This window comes from Streptomyces sp. SAS_281 (assembly GCF_052542855.1).
In genome coordinates this window covers 1-14,825 of record NZ_JBMNDO010000092.1, presented here as the reverse complement: position 1 = coordinate 14,825, position 14,825 = coordinate 1, and the positions used below count along the sequence as shown (strand labels likewise).

Genomic DNA, 14,825 nt, shown 5'->3' with positions numbered 1-14,825 from the left:
CACACCCGGAAGTGGAGTGCGGGGCCGCGCCGGTGCGCTTCACGGAGAGGCGTGCGCGTCACGGGACCGCTCGCGCACCCGGTCCGGATAGCGCTCGGTGAAACGGACGGCGAGCACCAGCAGGACCACCGGGACGATCCAGTTGAACCAGTCGCGCCCCGACGAGGTGTGCAACGCGAGCAGGCCCAGCAGGGCGGTGGCCGCGAAGACCGCACCCCACAGCAGCGTCAGCACCCGGTTGACGTGGCGGAACACCGGCGTACCCCATACCTCCCGGGGCGTCGTCTCGCGCGCGTACTGCTCGGTGAACGGGACGAACGCCAGCGAACCCAGCGCCACCACCGCGATCACGGCGCTGGACAGCACCTGGGCGTACCGCTCCACCCAGTCCAGGTCCTGACGGTCCAGGAACAGGGCCAGGACGCTCAGCAACGCGAAGAAGACGATGCCGGTGACCTCCAGCACCTTGAAGGAACCCCGGCGCATGTCCGGCAGATTGAGCACCACGGCGGCCACCAGGCCGGCCAGCGCGGCGTACTCCCAGGTACTGGGAGAGGCGATGACGACGAAGATGATCCAGGGCGCGAACGCGAAGAAGAGATTCCCCGTCCGCCGCCCGGAACGGGTTTCGGACACCGGACACCTCCGAAGGCATGGCCCGGAGCGGCGGTCTGCCGCGTCTTCCATGGTGGGCCCGGAAAGGGCCCGCCGCATTCCGCGACCCGCGTTGCGACGGTGCCGGGCCGGGGATTGAATGAAGAGTCAGCCAGGCCCTGAGGCGCTGGACCCGGGTGCGCGCCCACGTTCCGGCAAGGGAGGCCGCCATGGCCGCACATGCCGCACACGCCTTCGACCCGAGCCGGGTCGTCCACCTCTCGGGGCGCTTCGCCCCCGTGACCGAAGAGGTCGACGAGGCGGATCTTGAAGTGACGGGTGCACTCCCCGGCGAACTGGACGGGGTGTTCCTGCGCAACGGCCCCAACCCGCGTTTCACTCCGATCGGTTCGTACCTCTACCCGATCGACGGCGACGGCATGCTGCACGGCGTGTGGATCTCCGGCGGCCGGGCACGGTACCGCAACCGGTTCGTCCGGACACCCGCCGTGGTCGCCGAGGAGCGGGCCGGGCGGGCGCTGTGGGGCGGCATCGAGTCGATGATCCTGCCGCAGGAGCCGGACGTCGGGCCGGAACTGGCCGGCACCTTCCGCGACATGCCCGACATCAACGTGGTGCGCCACGCGGGACGGCTGCTGGCGCTCGCCGAGTCCGACTGCCCGTTCCTCATGACGCCCGACCTGGCGACCGTCGGCAAGGAGACCTTCGGCGGGGCGCTGCCGGCGGGCATCACCGCGCATCCGAAGACCGACCCGATCACGGGCGAGATGCTGGTCTTCTGTTACGGCCTGGAGCCGCCCTACCTCACCTGGTCGGCGATCGGCCCGCTGGGCGACGTGCTCCGGGGTCCCACCCCCGTGGACGGGGTCGACGAGCCGATGATGATCCACGACATGGCGATCACCCCGCGCTTCCTGGTGATCGTGATGGCACCCGTGTTCTTCGACATCGCGGCGGCCATGAACGGCGGCTCGATGCTCGACTGGCGCCCCGAACGCGGTACCCGTCTGGCCCTGGTCCCGCGCGACGGCGGCCCGGTGCGCTGGGCGTCGGACGACGCCTTCTGGCTGTGGCACACGGTCAACGCGTACGACACCGAGCCCGGTGGCGGCGATGTGGTGCTGGACTACGTGCAGTGGACCCGCCTGTCCCTGGGCGCGCCCGCCGAGGGGGCGGAGCCCAATCACGCGGGTCTGGTGCGCGCGGTCATCGATCCCGTCGCGGGCACGATGCGCCGGACCGTGCTGGACGACGTCCGGATGGAGCTCCCGCGCACCGACGACCGGCTGATCGGCAGGCGCCACCACCAGCTGGCCGTGGCCTCGGACTCGGGCGGCCAGGACCTGCTGCCCGGCGAGTACGACGCGCTGCGCTGGTACGACGGCAACGACCCCTCAGGCCCGCATGTGGTGTGGCGGGCCGTGGACCTCTCCGTGGGTGAGCCGGTCTTCGCGCCCGTCCCCGGCACCGGGCCGGGTGAGGGCGGCTACTGGATGACGTACGCCACCGACCGCACCGACGGCACCAGCTGGCTGCTCGTCATCCCGTCCGAGGACCCGGCGTCGGGTCCGGTGGCCCGGGTCCGCATCCCGGTCCGCGTCCCCCTGGGCCTCCACGGCAACTGGCTGCCCACCGAGGAGTGAGGCCGCCGCCCCTCACCACCGCGCGGCCGGACCGGCGTAGGCGCCCCGGGGCAGCCGGATGGACGTCGGCGGCTCGTCGGACCCGGGCGGCTCGTCCGGTACCGGCGGCATCCCGGAGGGCTCGTCCGTGGGCTCACCGGTCGGCGTGGGGCAGCGCGTCTCCCCGGGCGCCCGGGCGGGTACGTGGCCGGCCACCGCCGGCTCACCGGGCGGTGTGGGCGTCTCCGGTGTGGGTACGCCGAGCGTCGGGCAGTCCTCCGGGGACCGGGACGGCGTGGGCTCCGACGACTTCTCCGGCCGCTTCGTGGCGGGTGGCGGTACGTCGGGGAGGGGGCCGGTGATGTCCGTGTCAGGGGTGTAGGGCGGCGGCTTCTCGGGAACGCGGTCGCCGGTGCCCTCGTCGCCGGCCGGCCGGGCGATCCACCTGTGGTGGGCCAGGTCGGCGATCACCAGCTCCGCCACGGGCCGCGCGGCGGGCTCGACCACGACGGTCCGCGCCGGGTCGAATCCCTCCCACCGCTTCCCCGTTCCGGCCGCCGCGTCGCCCGGGCCGGACGGCGGGTCCAGCGGGTTGCCGCAGACGCAGCGGACCCGGGGCAGCCCGCGGTCGTCGACCATGACAGCGGTGCCGGCCTGCAACACGGACTGGTAGGTGATGACGGAGCCGTCCCGGAAGCCGTGCCCGGTGACCAGGGTGTCGGCGCGCAGCAGGACGGGGGTCAGGCCCCGCAGGAAGCCGGCGACCTGGTCGCGGGCGACGGACACGGTGTGCCCGAACGCCTCTTCCCGCGCCGGGTCCACGGCAAGCATCCGGATCTGCGCCTCGACGTCGCAGGAGGGGACGGCGCGTGTTCCGGCGTACAGGCCGGGCGTCGACCCGGTGCGCCTGAGCGCCCGCCCGGGTGCCGACGGGGAGCGGGGCGCCCCGGTCCGTGGGGCGCCCGGGGGCAGGGCGGGGCCGCCCGCGGTGGAGGCGGTGAAGGGTGCGGTTCCGGGGTCGGCCGCGGGCTGGAGGAGGACATCCGCCGCGCCGGCCGTCGCGGTGGCGGGGCCGCCGCCCCCGGAGGTGTCGCGGGCGCAACCCGCGGCGAGGACGAAGCCGGCGGAGAGCAGGGCGAAGACGGTGCGTCGCAGTCGTATGCGTGAGGGCACGGGCGGATCTCCTGCCTGGTCACCGGTCTCCCGGTCGCTCCCCTCATGTCTGCCGCACTTCCCCCGCCCCCGCAAGCCAACCGCCGCCCCGGAGGCGCACACCACTGCCGCCTTGAAGGCGTTCGGAAAAGGCCATAGATTCTGCATCGACAACGACTTGAACACGTTCAACCCGGGGCCATGTCGGTGGCAGCGCCTACACCTCCACGACGACGAAGGATGCGTCCGATGAGCAGCCTCAACTACCCGGAGACGGGAGCCACCCGTCTCGGCCCGCTCCCCGACGGCTACAACCACCTGCACCACCGCACCCTGGTCGGGGGCGGCCGCGCCGACTTCGAGGCCGCCGGTGCGGCGATCACGGAGTTCCGGATGCACCGGGGGTCGGGGGTGCGCGTGGAGGCGTCCACGCCGCGCGCCGACGCGGGGACGGCCGTTCGGGTGGCGGTGCAGGCCGGGCCGCTGCGACTCGCCGTACCCTGCCGGGTGATCTGGGCCGAGTACGGTCCGGGGCGGATCGGGTTCGGATACGGGACGGTGACCGGCCACCCGGAGCGCGGCGAGGAGTGCTTCGTGGCCGAACTCGCCGAGGACGGCACGGTCTCGTTCACGGTGATGGCCTTCAGCCGGCCCGCCCGCTGGTACTCCCGGCTCGGCGGCCCGCTGGTGCCGCCGCTCCAGCGGTGGTACGCCCGGCGGCTCGGGCGTACGCTGCGCCGGATCGTCACGGAGCAGCGGGAGCCGCACGGGGCGCGAGGCCGGTGAGCCCGGGGTCGCCGGGCCATACTGGTAGCGATGGAGTGGTTCACCGCTGACGGGTACTGGCTCGGCCGGCTGGTCTTCCAGAAGGCCCTCGCCGTCGTCTACCTGACCGCCTTCCTCACCGCGGCGCTCCAGTTCCGGGCGCTGATCGGGGAGCGCGGCATGCTGCCCGCGGCCGGCGCCCTGCGGCGTACGTCCTGGCGGACCGCCCCGGGGCTCTTCCGGCTGCACTGCTCCGACCGTTTCCTCGCCGCGGTCGCCTGGACCGGGTGCGCCGTCTCCGTCGCGCTGATCGCCGGGGCGGACAACCAGGTGCCGCTGGGAGCCGCAGATGGCGCTGTGGGCGCTGCCGTGGCTGCTGTATCTGTCGATCGTGCAGGTGGGCGGTGTCTGGTACGGCTTCGGCTGGGAATCACTGCTGCTCGAAACGGGTTTCCTCGCCGTTTTCCTGGGGAACGCCGGCACGGCGCCACCAGTGCTCGTGCTCTGGCTGTTGCGCTGGGTGCTGTTCCGGCTGGAGTTCGGCGCCGGACTCATCAAGTGGCGTGGCGACGCCTGCTGGCGGAACCTGACCTGTCTCGACTTCCACCACGAGACGCAGCCGATGCCGGGTCCGCTGAGCTGGTTCTTCCACCGTCTCCCCCGCCCCGTGCACCGGGTGGAGACGGCGGCCAACCATGTGACGCAGCTGCTCGTTCCGGTCCTGCTGTTCACCCCGCAGCCGGTGGCGAGCGCGGCGGCCGGGCTGATGATCGTCACGCAGTTGTGGCTGGTGCTCTCGGGGAACTTCGCCTGGCTCAACTGGCTGACCATCACGCTCGCCCTGCCGGCCGTCGACTGGTCGCCGGTGACCGAGCCGCCCGCCCAGCGGGGTGCCCCCGTCTGGTACGAGGTGGTGGTCCTCGCGGTCACCGCGCTGGTCCTGGTCCTCAGTTACCGTCCGGCCCGCAATCTGGTCTCCCGCCGCCAGGTGATGAACCGGTCCTTCGACCCGCTGCACCTGGTCAACACCTACGGCGCGTTCGGCAGCATCAGCCGGGTCCGCCTGGAGGTGGTGGTCGAGGGCACGGAGGACGCGGTGGTGCACCCGGGCACGGTGTGGAAGGAGTACGGCTTCCGGGGCAAGCCGGGCGATCCGCACCGGATGCCGCGCCAGTTCGCCCCCTACCATCTGCGGCTCGACTGGATGATGTGGTTCGCGGCGCTCTCACCCGCGTACGCACGGTCCTGGTTCGGGCCGTTCGTGGAGCGGCTGCTGGAGAACGACCGGGACACGCTGCGGCTGCTGCGGCACAACCCGTTCCCGGACGCCCCGCCCGCCCAGGTGCGGGCCAGGGTCTTCCGCTACCGGTTCACGACCTGGTCCGAACTGCGGGCCACCGGCTGCTGGTGGCACCGCACGTTCGTACGCGATTTCCTGCGCCCGACCAGGGCGTGAGCGGCTACTTCCCGTTCTCGCGGGCCCGCAACAGGCGGCTGATCTGCTGGACCAGTTCGTCGTCGCTCGCCACCCGCCGCCCGGAGACCAGCGCGCCCAGGCGCTCGGCGGTCTGGAAGTCGTACGCGCGCTCGGCCTCCTCGCCGGGCACATTCGCGTACTCCTCCTCGGCCCGGAAGCCGACGGTCAGGTCGACGGCCTTGGCGATGAGCCAGGTGAGGATGAACGAGAACGCGATCACGGACACGATCGCGACGAGCTGTTTGCCGAGCAGGCCCCAGCCGCCGCCGTAGAACAGGCCCTCCCGGCCGCTGATGCGGGCCGTCGCGAAGAGGCCGACCATGATCAGGCCGATGAGCCCGCCGACCCCGTGCACCCCGACCACGTCCAGCGTGTCGTCCACGTGGAACCGGAACTTGAGGGTGATGGCGTACGCGCTCACCGCACCGACGACCAGACCCGTGATCACCGCACCCAGCGTGTTGATCTCGCCGCACGCCGGGGTGATGGCGACCATGCCCGCGACGGCGGAGGAGACGACGCCCATGGTGGTCACCCGGCCCGTGCGCCACTTCTCGACCAGCGGCCAGGTCACCATGGCGCCCGCCGCGCCGAGCTGCGTGTTGATGAAGGCGGCCGCGGCCGTGCCCTGGTCGGTGAGCGCGGAGCCGGAGTTGAAGCCGAACCAGCCGAACCACAGCAGCCCGACGCCGACGACCACGAGCGGGATGTTGTTGGGCCGTTCCTCGCGGCGCGCGAAGTCGCGGGGCGCGCGCAGCACGAGGGCGGCGGCGAGCCCGGCGACCCCGGAGTTGAGCTCCACCGGCAGCCCGCCGGCGAAGTCGAGGGCGCCGAGGTGCTTCACGATCCAGCCGTCCTTGTCGAACACCCAGTGCGCGATGGGGACGTAGACGATCAGCAGCCACAGCACGACGAAGACGAGCCAGCCCCGCATCGTCGCGCGGTCGGCGATGGAGCCGCTGATCAGGGCCACGGTGATGACGGCGAAGCCCATCTGGAAGGTGCTGTAGATGTACGTGGGGATGGCCCCGCTCAGCGTGTTGAGCCCGATGCCGTTCATGAACACGTGGTCGAGGTTCCCGATGAGCCCGGCACCGCCCACGTCCGGCCCGAACGCCAGGGTGTAACCGATGACCCACCACACGAGAGTGCCGAAGGCCAGTGCGGCGAAGCTCATCTTGATCATCATGAGCACGTGCCGGGTGCGCACCATGCCGCCGTAGAAGAACGCGAGGCCGGGGGTCATCAGCAGGACCATGGCGGTGGCGGCGAGCAGCCAGGCGGTGTCCCCGGAGTCGTACGCGGCCGGCATGGGCGCGGGAGCGGTGATCATCGGCGATACCTCGTGTCGGGAGGGGCGGGGGGGGCGGGCTACGGCTTGCGCAGGTCGGGCGGCGGGTGGCCGGTGAGCAGCCGGCGTACGGCGTGCCAGGCGGCCCGGTGCGCCTCGGCGACCCGGACCGGGCTGTCGTCGAGCAGCCGCACCCATGCCCCGCAGTCCCGGGGCAGCACGCTCACCCCGTACAGGACGCCCAGCCCGGCCAGTGCCTCGTGCAGGGTGTCGGCAAGCCCGGTGGCGGGAACGCGGTCGGTCACCACGAAGAGCGAGGCGACGTGGTCGTGGCCGGCGAACACCCCGGGCCCCAGGACTCCGGTGCCCGGCTGCCCGGGCGCCAGGCGCAGGGTGTCGACGGCGAGGAGGGTGCCGTCGGGCCTGCTGACGCGGAGGTCGGTGGCGAGCATCCGGTACGCGTGGCGCTCGCCCCGGGCGAGCCGGCCGGCGGTGAGGGTGTCGCCGACGAGGACGGTGGCCCCGGGCGCGACGGTCACCTCGGTGCGCTGGTAGAACCGGGCGTCCCGGAACGGGATGAGCGGGTCGGGGAGGTATTCGACGTAGCTGCCGGCCTCGGCGGTGAGGTGGACGCGCTGGCTCGCGTAGTCGTGCTCCATCCGGAAGACCTTGGTCGCGGCCTGGGTCGTCAGGTGGACCTGGGTGTCGGGACCGCAATGGAAGTCCATCCGGTAGCGGTCGGCCTGGGCGATGCCGCCGCCGGTCGCCATCAGGTACACGTAGCTCATGCCGGGCTGCGCGGGGTCGATCCACAGCGGGCGCATGATCTGGAGCGGGGTCTTCTGGTAGCGCCCGACGAGGTCGGTGCGCCCGCCCCGCACGGCGAACGCGAGGTCGAGGATGCCGACCTTGGCCGGTGAGCCGGGCGCCAGGGTGTCCGGGACGGAGGCCAGCGCGGCCACGTCCGGGGGGACGCGGACGGGCGCGTAGTACTCCTCGGTGAGCCGGGCCTTCGGCCGCTGCGGGGCGAGCGGCACGTCAGATCAGCACCTTGCGGCGCGATTCGAGGTAGCCGGCGATCTCGTCCACACCCACGCCGGTCAGGCAGTCGGTGAGTACGACGGGGCCATCGCCCCGCACCCGGTGGGCGTCGGACTCCATGACGTCGATGTCCGTCCGCACGTACTGCGCGATGTCGATCTTGTTGATGACCAGGAGGTCGGAGTCGGTGATGCCGGGGCCGCGCTTACGGGGCATCTTCTCCCCCTCCGCCGTGTCGAGCACGAAGAGGAAGAGGTCGACCAGGGCCGGGCTGAACGTCAGGGTGAGGTTGTCGCCGCCGGACTCGTACAGGAGGGTGTCGGTGTCCGGGAAGCGTTCCAGCATCTCGGCGCCGGCCGCGAGGTTCATCGTCGGGTCGTCGCGCACGGCGGTGTGCGGGCAGGCGCCCGTCTCGACGCCGACGACGCGCTCGGGTTCCAGGACGCCGGCCAGGGTGCGGCGGACGTGCTGGGCGTCCTCCTGGGTGTAGATGTCGTTGGTGATGACGGCGGGGCGGTGACCGCGCGCGATGAGGACCGGGACCAGTGCCTCGATGAGCGCGGTCTTGCCGGAACCGACGGGTCCGCCGATGCCGACCCTGAGTACGTTGTCGTCCATGGTGCTCCCTGGGATGTCGTGGATGTCGTGGGGGGTGGTCGGTCAGCTGGCGAAGAGCCGGGCCTCGGCGCGTTCGTGACGGCCCGACATGACGTCCGACGCGAAGACGGTGGCGCCGAGGTCGTCCAGCTCCCTGCGCAGCGCCGCGTCGACAGTGGTCTCGATGACGGGTGCGGCGCCTCGGAGCAGGGTCTGCGCCGTGCGGTGATCGGTCAGCCTCAGCCGCAGGGCGGCACCGGCGAAGCTCACGCAGAACGCGAACAGGTCGGCGGCGACCGCCTGGCGGACCGGGACGCCGGTCGCCGCGTAGACGACGCCGGCCGCGACCGCCTGGGTGCCCGGGGCCTCGCGGCGCACGACCCGGTCGTGGTAGTCGCCGATCTCCGGGCGGCCGAAGACCTCGTGGCCCAGGTCCAGGAGCTGGCGCCCGGTCCGGGTGGCGGCCTGGCGCATCTCCCGGCCCAGCTTCGTGGCGAACAGGTGCTCGTCGATCCGGACCACGGTCGCCGGGTCGCCCGCCGCGGTCGCCCGATGGGCGAGGGCGAGCGCGGTGGCGTCGGCGGGACCGACTCCGTGCAGCAGCAGGTCCGCCAGCAGCAGCGGCAGGCTCTCCGCGTCCACGGCGCCCGCCTGGGCGTAACCCTCCAGACCGTGCGAGAGGGTGTAGAAGCCGCTCGGGAACGCCGAGTCGGTCAGCTGGAGGCTGACCAGCAGCGGCCCGAGGCCGGTGGCCGCCGTGGTCCCCGCCGGGCCGGGGTCGCCCGCGATGTCGCCCTCCTTGCGGTACATCGGCCCTAGACCAGGAAGTAGAGGTGGTTCAGGGGCAGCGTCTCGGCCGGGTCGATGGTGGCGACCTTGCCGTTGAGCGTGACCTTGAACGTCTCCGGGTCGACCTGGACGTCGGGCAGGGCGTCGTTGCGGATCATGTTGTGCTTGCCGATGGTGCGGGTACGGCGCACCGGGAGGACCTGGCGTTCCAGACCGAGTTCGGCCGGCACCCCGGCGGCGATGCCCGCCTGCGACATGAACGTGGCGTGGGTGGCCGGGAGCGCCTTGCCGTACTGCCCGAACATCGGCCGGTAGATCACCGGCTGCGGGGTGGGCAGGGAGGCGTTGGGGTCGCCCATCTGCGCCCAGGAGACGATGCCGCCCTTGATGATCATCTTGGGCTTGGCGGCGAAGGAGTGGATGGGCCACAGCACGATGTCGGCGAGCTTGCCCTTCTCGATCGAGCCCACGTAGTCGGAGATCCCGGAGGCGATGGCGGGGTTGATGGTGACCTTGGCGAGGTAGCGCAGCACCCGCTGGTTGTCGTTGCGCTCCGAGTCGCCCTCCAGGATTCCGAGCTTGTCCTTGCAGTGGTGCGCGGTCTGGAAGGCCCGGGTGACGGACTCCCCGATGCGGCCCATGGCCTGGGAGTCGGACGAGAACATGCTGATCACGCCGAGGTCGTGGAGCACGGACTCGGCGGCGATGGTCTCGGCCCGTACCCGGCTGTCGGCGAACGACACGTCCTCGGGGATGTCGCGGCTCAGGTGGTGGCAGACCATGACCATGTCGAGGAGTTCGTCCACCGAGTTCTTGGTGTAGGGCAGCGTCGGGTTGGTGGAGGACGGCAGGACGTTCGGTTCCCCGGTGACGCGTAGAATGTCCGGTGCGTGGCCACCGCCCGCGCCCTCGCTGTGGAAGGTGTGGATGGCCCGGCCGTCGATGGCGGAGCGGGTGTCCTCGAAGAACCCGCTCTCGTTGAGGCTGTCGGTGTGGATCGACACCTGGACGTCGTGGGCGTCGGCGACGGTCAGCGCGTTGTCGATGACGGCCGGGGTGGCGCCCCAGTCCTCGTGCACCTTGAGACCGCAGGCTCCCGCGGTGACCTGCTCGTTGAGCGCCTCGGGCAGGCTGCCGTTGCCCTTCGCCATGATGCCGAGGTTGACGGGGAACGACTCGGCCGCCTGGAGCAGCTTGCCGATGTTGTACGGGCCCGGGGTGCAGGTCGTGCCGTTGGAGCCGTCCGTGGGGCCGGTGCCGCCGCCGATGAGCGTGGTGATGCCGTTGGTCAGTGCCTGTTCGGCCTGTTGCGGGGCGATGAGGTGCACATGGGTGTCGATGGCGCCGGCGGTGGCGATCAGGTGCTCGCCCGCGATGGCCTCCGTGCCGGGTCCGACGACCAGGTCCGGGTCGACGTTGTTCTGTGTCTGCGGGTTGCCGGACTTGCCGATGCCGACGATGAAGCCGTCCTTGATGCCGATGTCGCACTTGACGACGCCCACCATCGGGTCGATGACGACCACGTTGGTGATGACGGTGTCCAGCGCGCCCTGGGCGGCGGTGGCCTGCGGGTCGGAGGCCATGCCGTCGCGCATGGTCTTGCCGCCGCCGTAGACGACCTCGTCGCCGTACAGGCCCTCGCTGTAGTCCTTCTCGACCTCGACGACGAGGTTGGTGTCGGCGAGGTGGAAACGGTCACCGACCGTCGGGCCGAACATGTCGGTGTACTGCTTGCGGGGCAGGATGGGCATCAGCGCGAACCCTTCTTCTTGTCCTTGCCGGACTTGGAACCCTTGGAGTCCCCCTTGGACTCCTTGCTGCCCTTGGTGTCCTTGGAGCCGGACGCGGCGGTCCCGCGTTGCGCACCCTCGAAGCCGCGTTCGATGGCCCGGCGGACGGCTTCGACGCGGGCGGGGTGGGACGAGAGGCTGCCGTTGAGCAGCCCGCTGAAGCCGGTGAGCCGGCCGGTTCCGGCGTACGCGCACAGCTCGACCTCGCGCGTCCCGCCGGGCTCGAACCGTACGGAGGTGCCGGCGGCGATGTTGAGGTGCATGCCGAGGGTCGCCTCGCGGTCGAAGGAGAGCGCCGAGTTGACCTCGAAGAAGTGGTAGTGCGAGCCGATCTGGACGGCCCGGTCGCCGGTGTTGCTCACGGTGACCTTGAGCGTGCGGCGGCCCGCGTTGAGCTCGATCGGGCCGTCTCCGTACAGGTACTGCTGACGGAACGTCATGCGATGCTCCTGACGCCTCGGTCCGCTTCGGCGGCGGACGGATGGTGGTGATGCCGGTGCGCGTCCCCGGGCCCGTGCGCATGAGGATGTCCGTGCGCGTGGCCGTGGCCCTCGCCCGGCGGGTGGGTGTGGGCATGGCCATGGTGGTCGGCGGCGGTCAGCCCGGCGGTGGTGCCGTCGTCGCCGTGCTCGCGCAGGCGCCGGTGGGCGTCGGCCACGCGCTCGTCCAGTACCCGCCGCAGCGCGGGAACCGGCACGAGGGGCCCGGCGTCCGTCACCGGCACCGGCCGCGCGCCGGCCGGACCGGCCGGGGCGACCGGACCGACCGCCGTGAACGTCGCGGGCAGCAGCGCCACGCGCTCCGCGCCCAGCAGTCCGCAACGCCGGACGCCTTCGGCCGGGTCCGGGTCGCCGCCGTCGAAGGCCACCTCGACCAGGGCGTGGCGCCCGTAGCGGCGTACGAGCGCGGCGACGCGGTACAGCTCGGCGTCCTCGAACGGGTCGCCGGAGGGGGCCGTGACGAGGAGCGCGGCGTCGGCGGGTGCCCGGCCGGCCGCCGCCCGCAGCCAGGCGACGAGGTGCTGGGCGGTGCCGAACGGCTCGGCGAGCAGGACGGCGCCGGGCCCGGCGGGGACGGCACGCAGGGTGCGCGCGGTGTCCGCGACGAGTCCGGGCTCCCGGCCCAGCGTCATCGGGACGACCACGGCGGGCTCGCCCCGGCGCCGGTGCGCGGCGACGGCCCGGAAGAGCGCGCGGCCGCTGGGGACGACGCTCACGTCCGGGCCGAGCAGGCCCTCCAGCGCACGCCCGTCCGCGGCTTCGTGGCCGCAGACCGCGATGACGCCCCCGTTCCCCGCCACGGTCAGCCGCCGATGGGGTCGTGGCAGGAGACCAGCTTGGTGCCGTCCATGAAGGACGCCTCGACCTGGAGCAGACCGAGCATCTCCCGCACCCCGGGCATGGTGTCGTCCTCGCCCACCACGTGGCGGCCCAGCTCCATGCAGTCCGCGACGCTCTTGCCGTCGCGTGCCGCCTCCAGGATCGCCTCGGTGATCAGCGCGACCGACTCGCTGTAGTTGAGCTTGAGGCCGCGGTCCTGGCGCTTGCGGGCCAGGTCGGCCACGACATAGACGAGCAGTTTGTCGATCTCGCGGGGGGCGAGGTTCATCGTGGATACCTTCCTCGGGATGTACGGGGGCGGGGTCCGGGGCCTGTCAGTCGCCGCGGCGCAGACGCGGCAGCAGCGGCACGGCGGCCAGCAGCGTCCAGGTGGTGAGGATGAACGGCCAGGTGAAGGTGTGGCCGCCGAACGGTTTGAAGAAGGAGGTCAGGGAAGCGGTGAGGCCCGTGCTCACCACCGCGCCGAGCAGCGCGTAGGTCCCGTTCCAGACCGTGGGGGCCAGGAAGACGGCCCCCAGGCCGATGGCGACGAGCACGGCGTTGTAGCCGTAGATGCCGTTGGCGATCAGCGCCGTCGGCGCGCCGAGCAGCCAGGCGGCGACGATCCCTGCCACGCTGCCGGCGGCGGCCCAGAGGACGACGCGCGGGCCGGCCAGGGCGAGTCCGACGAGCATGATGAGTCCGACGTACCAGCTCTCGACCAGGAAGACCTGCGAGACGTTGGTGAAGAAGGCGTGCCACAGGTCGTTCCAGGTGATGCCGGTGTCGCCGCTCGTCGTGCTGGAGACGGCGGCCGGGGGGCCGTGCCAGACGCGGTCGAAGGCGGGGGCGCCCACCACCATGACGCCGGAGACCAGGCAGAACGGCGCGGTCATGGGGGTGAGCCGGTACGGCGCGAGGAGGGTGGCGAGGGCCGCCATGAGGACGACGCACAGGACGGCGCCCACGACGGTCAGCACATAGGTGGCCGGGTGGTTGCCGAGAGTCGAGACCAGGGCGATGCCGGTCAGACAGCCCGCGAACCCCTGCATGCCGAGCGCGATGCTCCCCCGGTCGACGGCCAGCGCGTAGGCGGCGGCCGTGGCGATCAGCGTCCCCAGCGTGGCGAACAGGCCGGTCTCCCAGCCCGCCGCCCACAGTCCCGCGAGGATCGCGGCCCCCGTGAACAGGCTCGCCTGGAAGTCGACCTGCCCGACGCCGCGCAGCGACGCCAGCAGGTACGCGAACGGCTGACGGCTCTCCAGCCGCCGGACGACATCCGGCTCGGCGAGGGACACGGGGTGCTCCAGCGGCTCGTCAGCGGGTGCGGAACGGACGCCGGGAGGAGCCCGTCATATGCCATGGAGTCACATAAAAGCCCGCTTCTCGCGTCGGGGCCGTTCCCGCTAGCCCACTCGGGTACACCACCGGGGCACACCGCGCACCGGCCCTTCGGTGGCGCACCGCGGTCCGTAGGTTCGCGAGATGTCCCAGAACATGCGCTTGCACGACCGCAGCCACCCCGACCACCACCCGGGCGTGCAGCTCCCGGTCGTGGCCGCCGTCGCGGTCGGCGGTGCCGCGGGGGCTGCCGCACGGTACGCGGCCGAACGCCTGTGGCCGACCGGGACGTTCTCCTTCCCCTGGACGATCCTGCTGGTCAACACGGTGGGCTGCTTCCTGATGGGGATCCTGATGGTCACCCTGAAGCTGCGCTTCCCCGGGGCTCCCCGGCTGATCAGTCCGCTGCTGGGCACCGGGGTGCTCGGCGGCTTCACGTCGTTCTCCCACTACACGGACAATGTGCGGCAGCTGTTCGAGAACCATCAGCCCGGTTACGCGACGGGCTGCCTGGTGCTGACCGTGGCGGCGGCGCTGGCCGCCGTGACGGCGGGGGCGTTCGCGGCGCACTTCGCCTTCGGCCGGTCCTACGGCGCGCGGGGCGAGGCGTCATGACCGACTGGCTGCTCGTGCTGGCCGGCGGCCTGGTGGGGGCGCCGGTGCGCTATCTGCTCGGCGTGGACGCGAAGTTCCGCCTGCACAGCGCCTTCCCCTGGGGCACCTTCGCGGCCAACGCGGGCGCGGCTCTGATCCTCGGGTTCGTCGCGGAGGCCGCGACCGACGGCGATCTGGGCACCCGGCTGAATCTGCTGCTGGCCACCGGTTTCTGCGGGGCCCTGTCGACGTGGTCGACGTTCTCGTACGAGCTGCTCACCCTGAACTCGGCCCGTCGGCTGGGCCTTGCGGCGGCCTATCTCCTGCTCACCGTCGGCATCGGGGTGGGGCTCTCCTTCACCGGGGCCGCCGTGGCGCGCGCGGTGTTCTGAGGAGCGGCGGAACGGGCTGTGGCCCGCCCCCGCGGGGGCG

At 72.1% G+C, this 14,825-nt stretch carries 15 protein-coding genes and 1 pseudogene; 5 read left to right on the top strand and 11 right to left on the bottom strand.

The annotated features are described in order from the left end of the window. Positions 1-39: 39 nt before the first annotated feature. Positions 40-636, bottom strand: coding sequence for a hypothetical protein (locus tag ACN6LM_RS27945; protein WP_445068154.1), 597 nt, complete (start codon positions 634-636; stop codon positions 40-42). A 188-nt stretch (positions 637-824) separates the two neighbouring features. Between ACN6LM_RS27945 and ACN6LM_RS27940 the strand changes: the two genes are divergently transcribed. Continuing rightward, the gene (locus ACN6LM_RS27940; protein ID WP_445068153.1) at positions 825-2,258 is read left to right on the top strand and encodes a carotenoid oxygenase family protein; all 1,434 of its coding nucleotides are present in this window, start codon (positions 825-827) and stop codon (positions 2,256-2,258) included. A 12-nt stretch (positions 2,259-2,270) separates the two neighbouring features. On the opposite strand, the gene ACN6LM_RS27935 is transcribed toward ACN6LM_RS27940, so the two are convergent. Beyond that, positions 2,271-3,410, bottom strand: coding sequence for a DUF6777 domain-containing protein (locus ACN6LM_RS27935; protein WP_445068152.1), 1,140 nt, complete (start codon positions 3,408-3,410; stop codon positions 2,271-2,273). A gap of 228 nt (positions 3,411-3,638) precedes the next feature. On the opposite strand from ACN6LM_RS27935, the gene ACN6LM_RS27930 reads away from it, so the two are divergent. Next, complete coding sequence (locus tag ACN6LM_RS27930; protein ID WP_445068151.1) at positions 3,639-4,175, top strand: DUF1990 family protein; 537 nt, start codon at positions 3,639-3,641, stop codon at positions 4,173-4,175. Between the two features lie 30 nt (positions 4,176-4,205). Then, positions 4,206-5,610: pseudogene (locus tag ACN6LM_RS27925) on the top strand (lipase maturation factor family protein). Between the two features lie 4 nt (positions 5,611-5,614). Here the strand turns inward: ACN6LM_RS27925 and ACN6LM_RS27920 are convergent. The 9 genes from ACN6LM_RS27920 to ACN6LM_RS27880 are packed head-to-tail and all read right to left on the bottom strand — an operon-like array spanning position 5,615 to position 13,756. Beyond that, positions 5,615-6,964 carry an ammonium transporter gene (locus ACN6LM_RS27920; RefSeq protein ID WP_445068150.1) on the bottom strand — a complete coding sequence of 450 codons (1,350 nt, stop codon included), beginning with the start codon at positions 6,962-6,964 and terminating at the stop codon, positions 5,615-5,617. Between the two features lie 38 nt (positions 6,965-7,002). Beyond that, complete coding sequence (locus ACN6LM_RS27915) at positions 7,003-7,959, bottom strand: urease accessory protein UreD (RefSeq protein WP_445068149.1); 957 nt, start codon at positions 7,957-7,959, stop codon at positions 7,003-7,005. 1 nt (position 7,960) lies between these two features. Next, positions 7,961-8,581, bottom strand: a complete 621-nt coding sequence (ureG, locus tag ACN6LM_RS27910; protein WP_445068148.1) for an urease accessory protein UreG — start codon at positions 8,579-8,581, stop codon at positions 7,961-7,963. Between the two features lie 42 nt (positions 8,582-8,623). Continuing rightward, positions 8,624-9,370 (bottom strand): urease accessory protein UreF, encoded by a 747-nt coding sequence (locus tag ACN6LM_RS27905; RefSeq protein WP_445068147.1) that lies wholly within the window; start codon positions 9,368-9,370, stop codon positions 8,624-8,626. Positions 9,371-9,375: 5 nt separating this feature from the next. Beyond that, positions 9,376-11,100 carry an urease subunit alpha gene (ureC, locus tag ACN6LM_RS27900; RefSeq protein WP_445068146.1) on the bottom strand — a complete coding sequence of 575 codons (1,725 nt, stop codon included), beginning with the start codon at positions 11,098-11,100 and terminating at the stop codon, positions 9,376-9,378. Further along, positions 11,100-11,579, bottom strand: coding sequence for an urease subunit beta (locus ACN6LM_RS27895; RefSeq protein WP_445068145.1), 480 nt, complete (start codon positions 11,577-11,579; stop codon positions 11,100-11,102). Before ACN6LM_RS27895 ends, ureC begins: the two co-directional genes overlap by 1 nt. After that, the gene (locus ACN6LM_RS27890) at positions 11,576-12,439 is read right to left on the bottom strand and encodes a cobalamin biosynthesis protein CbiX (RefSeq protein ID WP_445068144.1); all 864 of its coding nucleotides are present in this window, start codon (positions 12,437-12,439) and stop codon (positions 11,576-11,578) included. The genes ACN6LM_RS27895 and ACN6LM_RS27890 overlap by 4 nt, the downstream gene beginning before the upstream one ends. Positions 12,440-12,441: 2 nt before the next feature. Then, entirely contained in the window at positions 12,442-12,747 is a 306-nt protein-coding gene (locus ACN6LM_RS27885; protein ID WP_445068143.1) for an urease subunit gamma, read from the bottom strand. Positions 12,748-12,793: 46 nt separating this feature from the next. Then, positions 12,794-13,756: an urea transporter gene (locus ACN6LM_RS27880; RefSeq protein WP_445068142.1), complete on the bottom strand. Its 963-nt coding sequence runs from the start codon at positions 13,754-13,756 to the stop codon at positions 12,794-12,796. A 187-nt stretch (positions 13,757-13,943) separates the two neighbouring features. On the opposite strand from ACN6LM_RS27880, the gene ACN6LM_RS27875 reads away from it, so the two are divergent. Further along, on the top strand, positions 13,944-14,414 hold the full coding sequence (locus tag ACN6LM_RS27875; RefSeq protein WP_445068141.1) for a fluoride efflux transporter FluC: 471 nt from the start codon (positions 13,944-13,946) through the stop codon (positions 14,412-14,414). Further along, the gene (locus ACN6LM_RS27870; RefSeq protein ID WP_445068140.1) at positions 14,411-14,785 is read left to right on the top strand and encodes a fluoride efflux transporter FluC; all 375 of its coding nucleotides are present in this window, start codon (positions 14,411-14,413) and stop codon (positions 14,783-14,785) included. The genes ACN6LM_RS27875 and ACN6LM_RS27870 overlap by 4 nt, the downstream gene beginning before the upstream one ends. Positions 14,786-14,825: the final 40 nt, after the last annotated feature.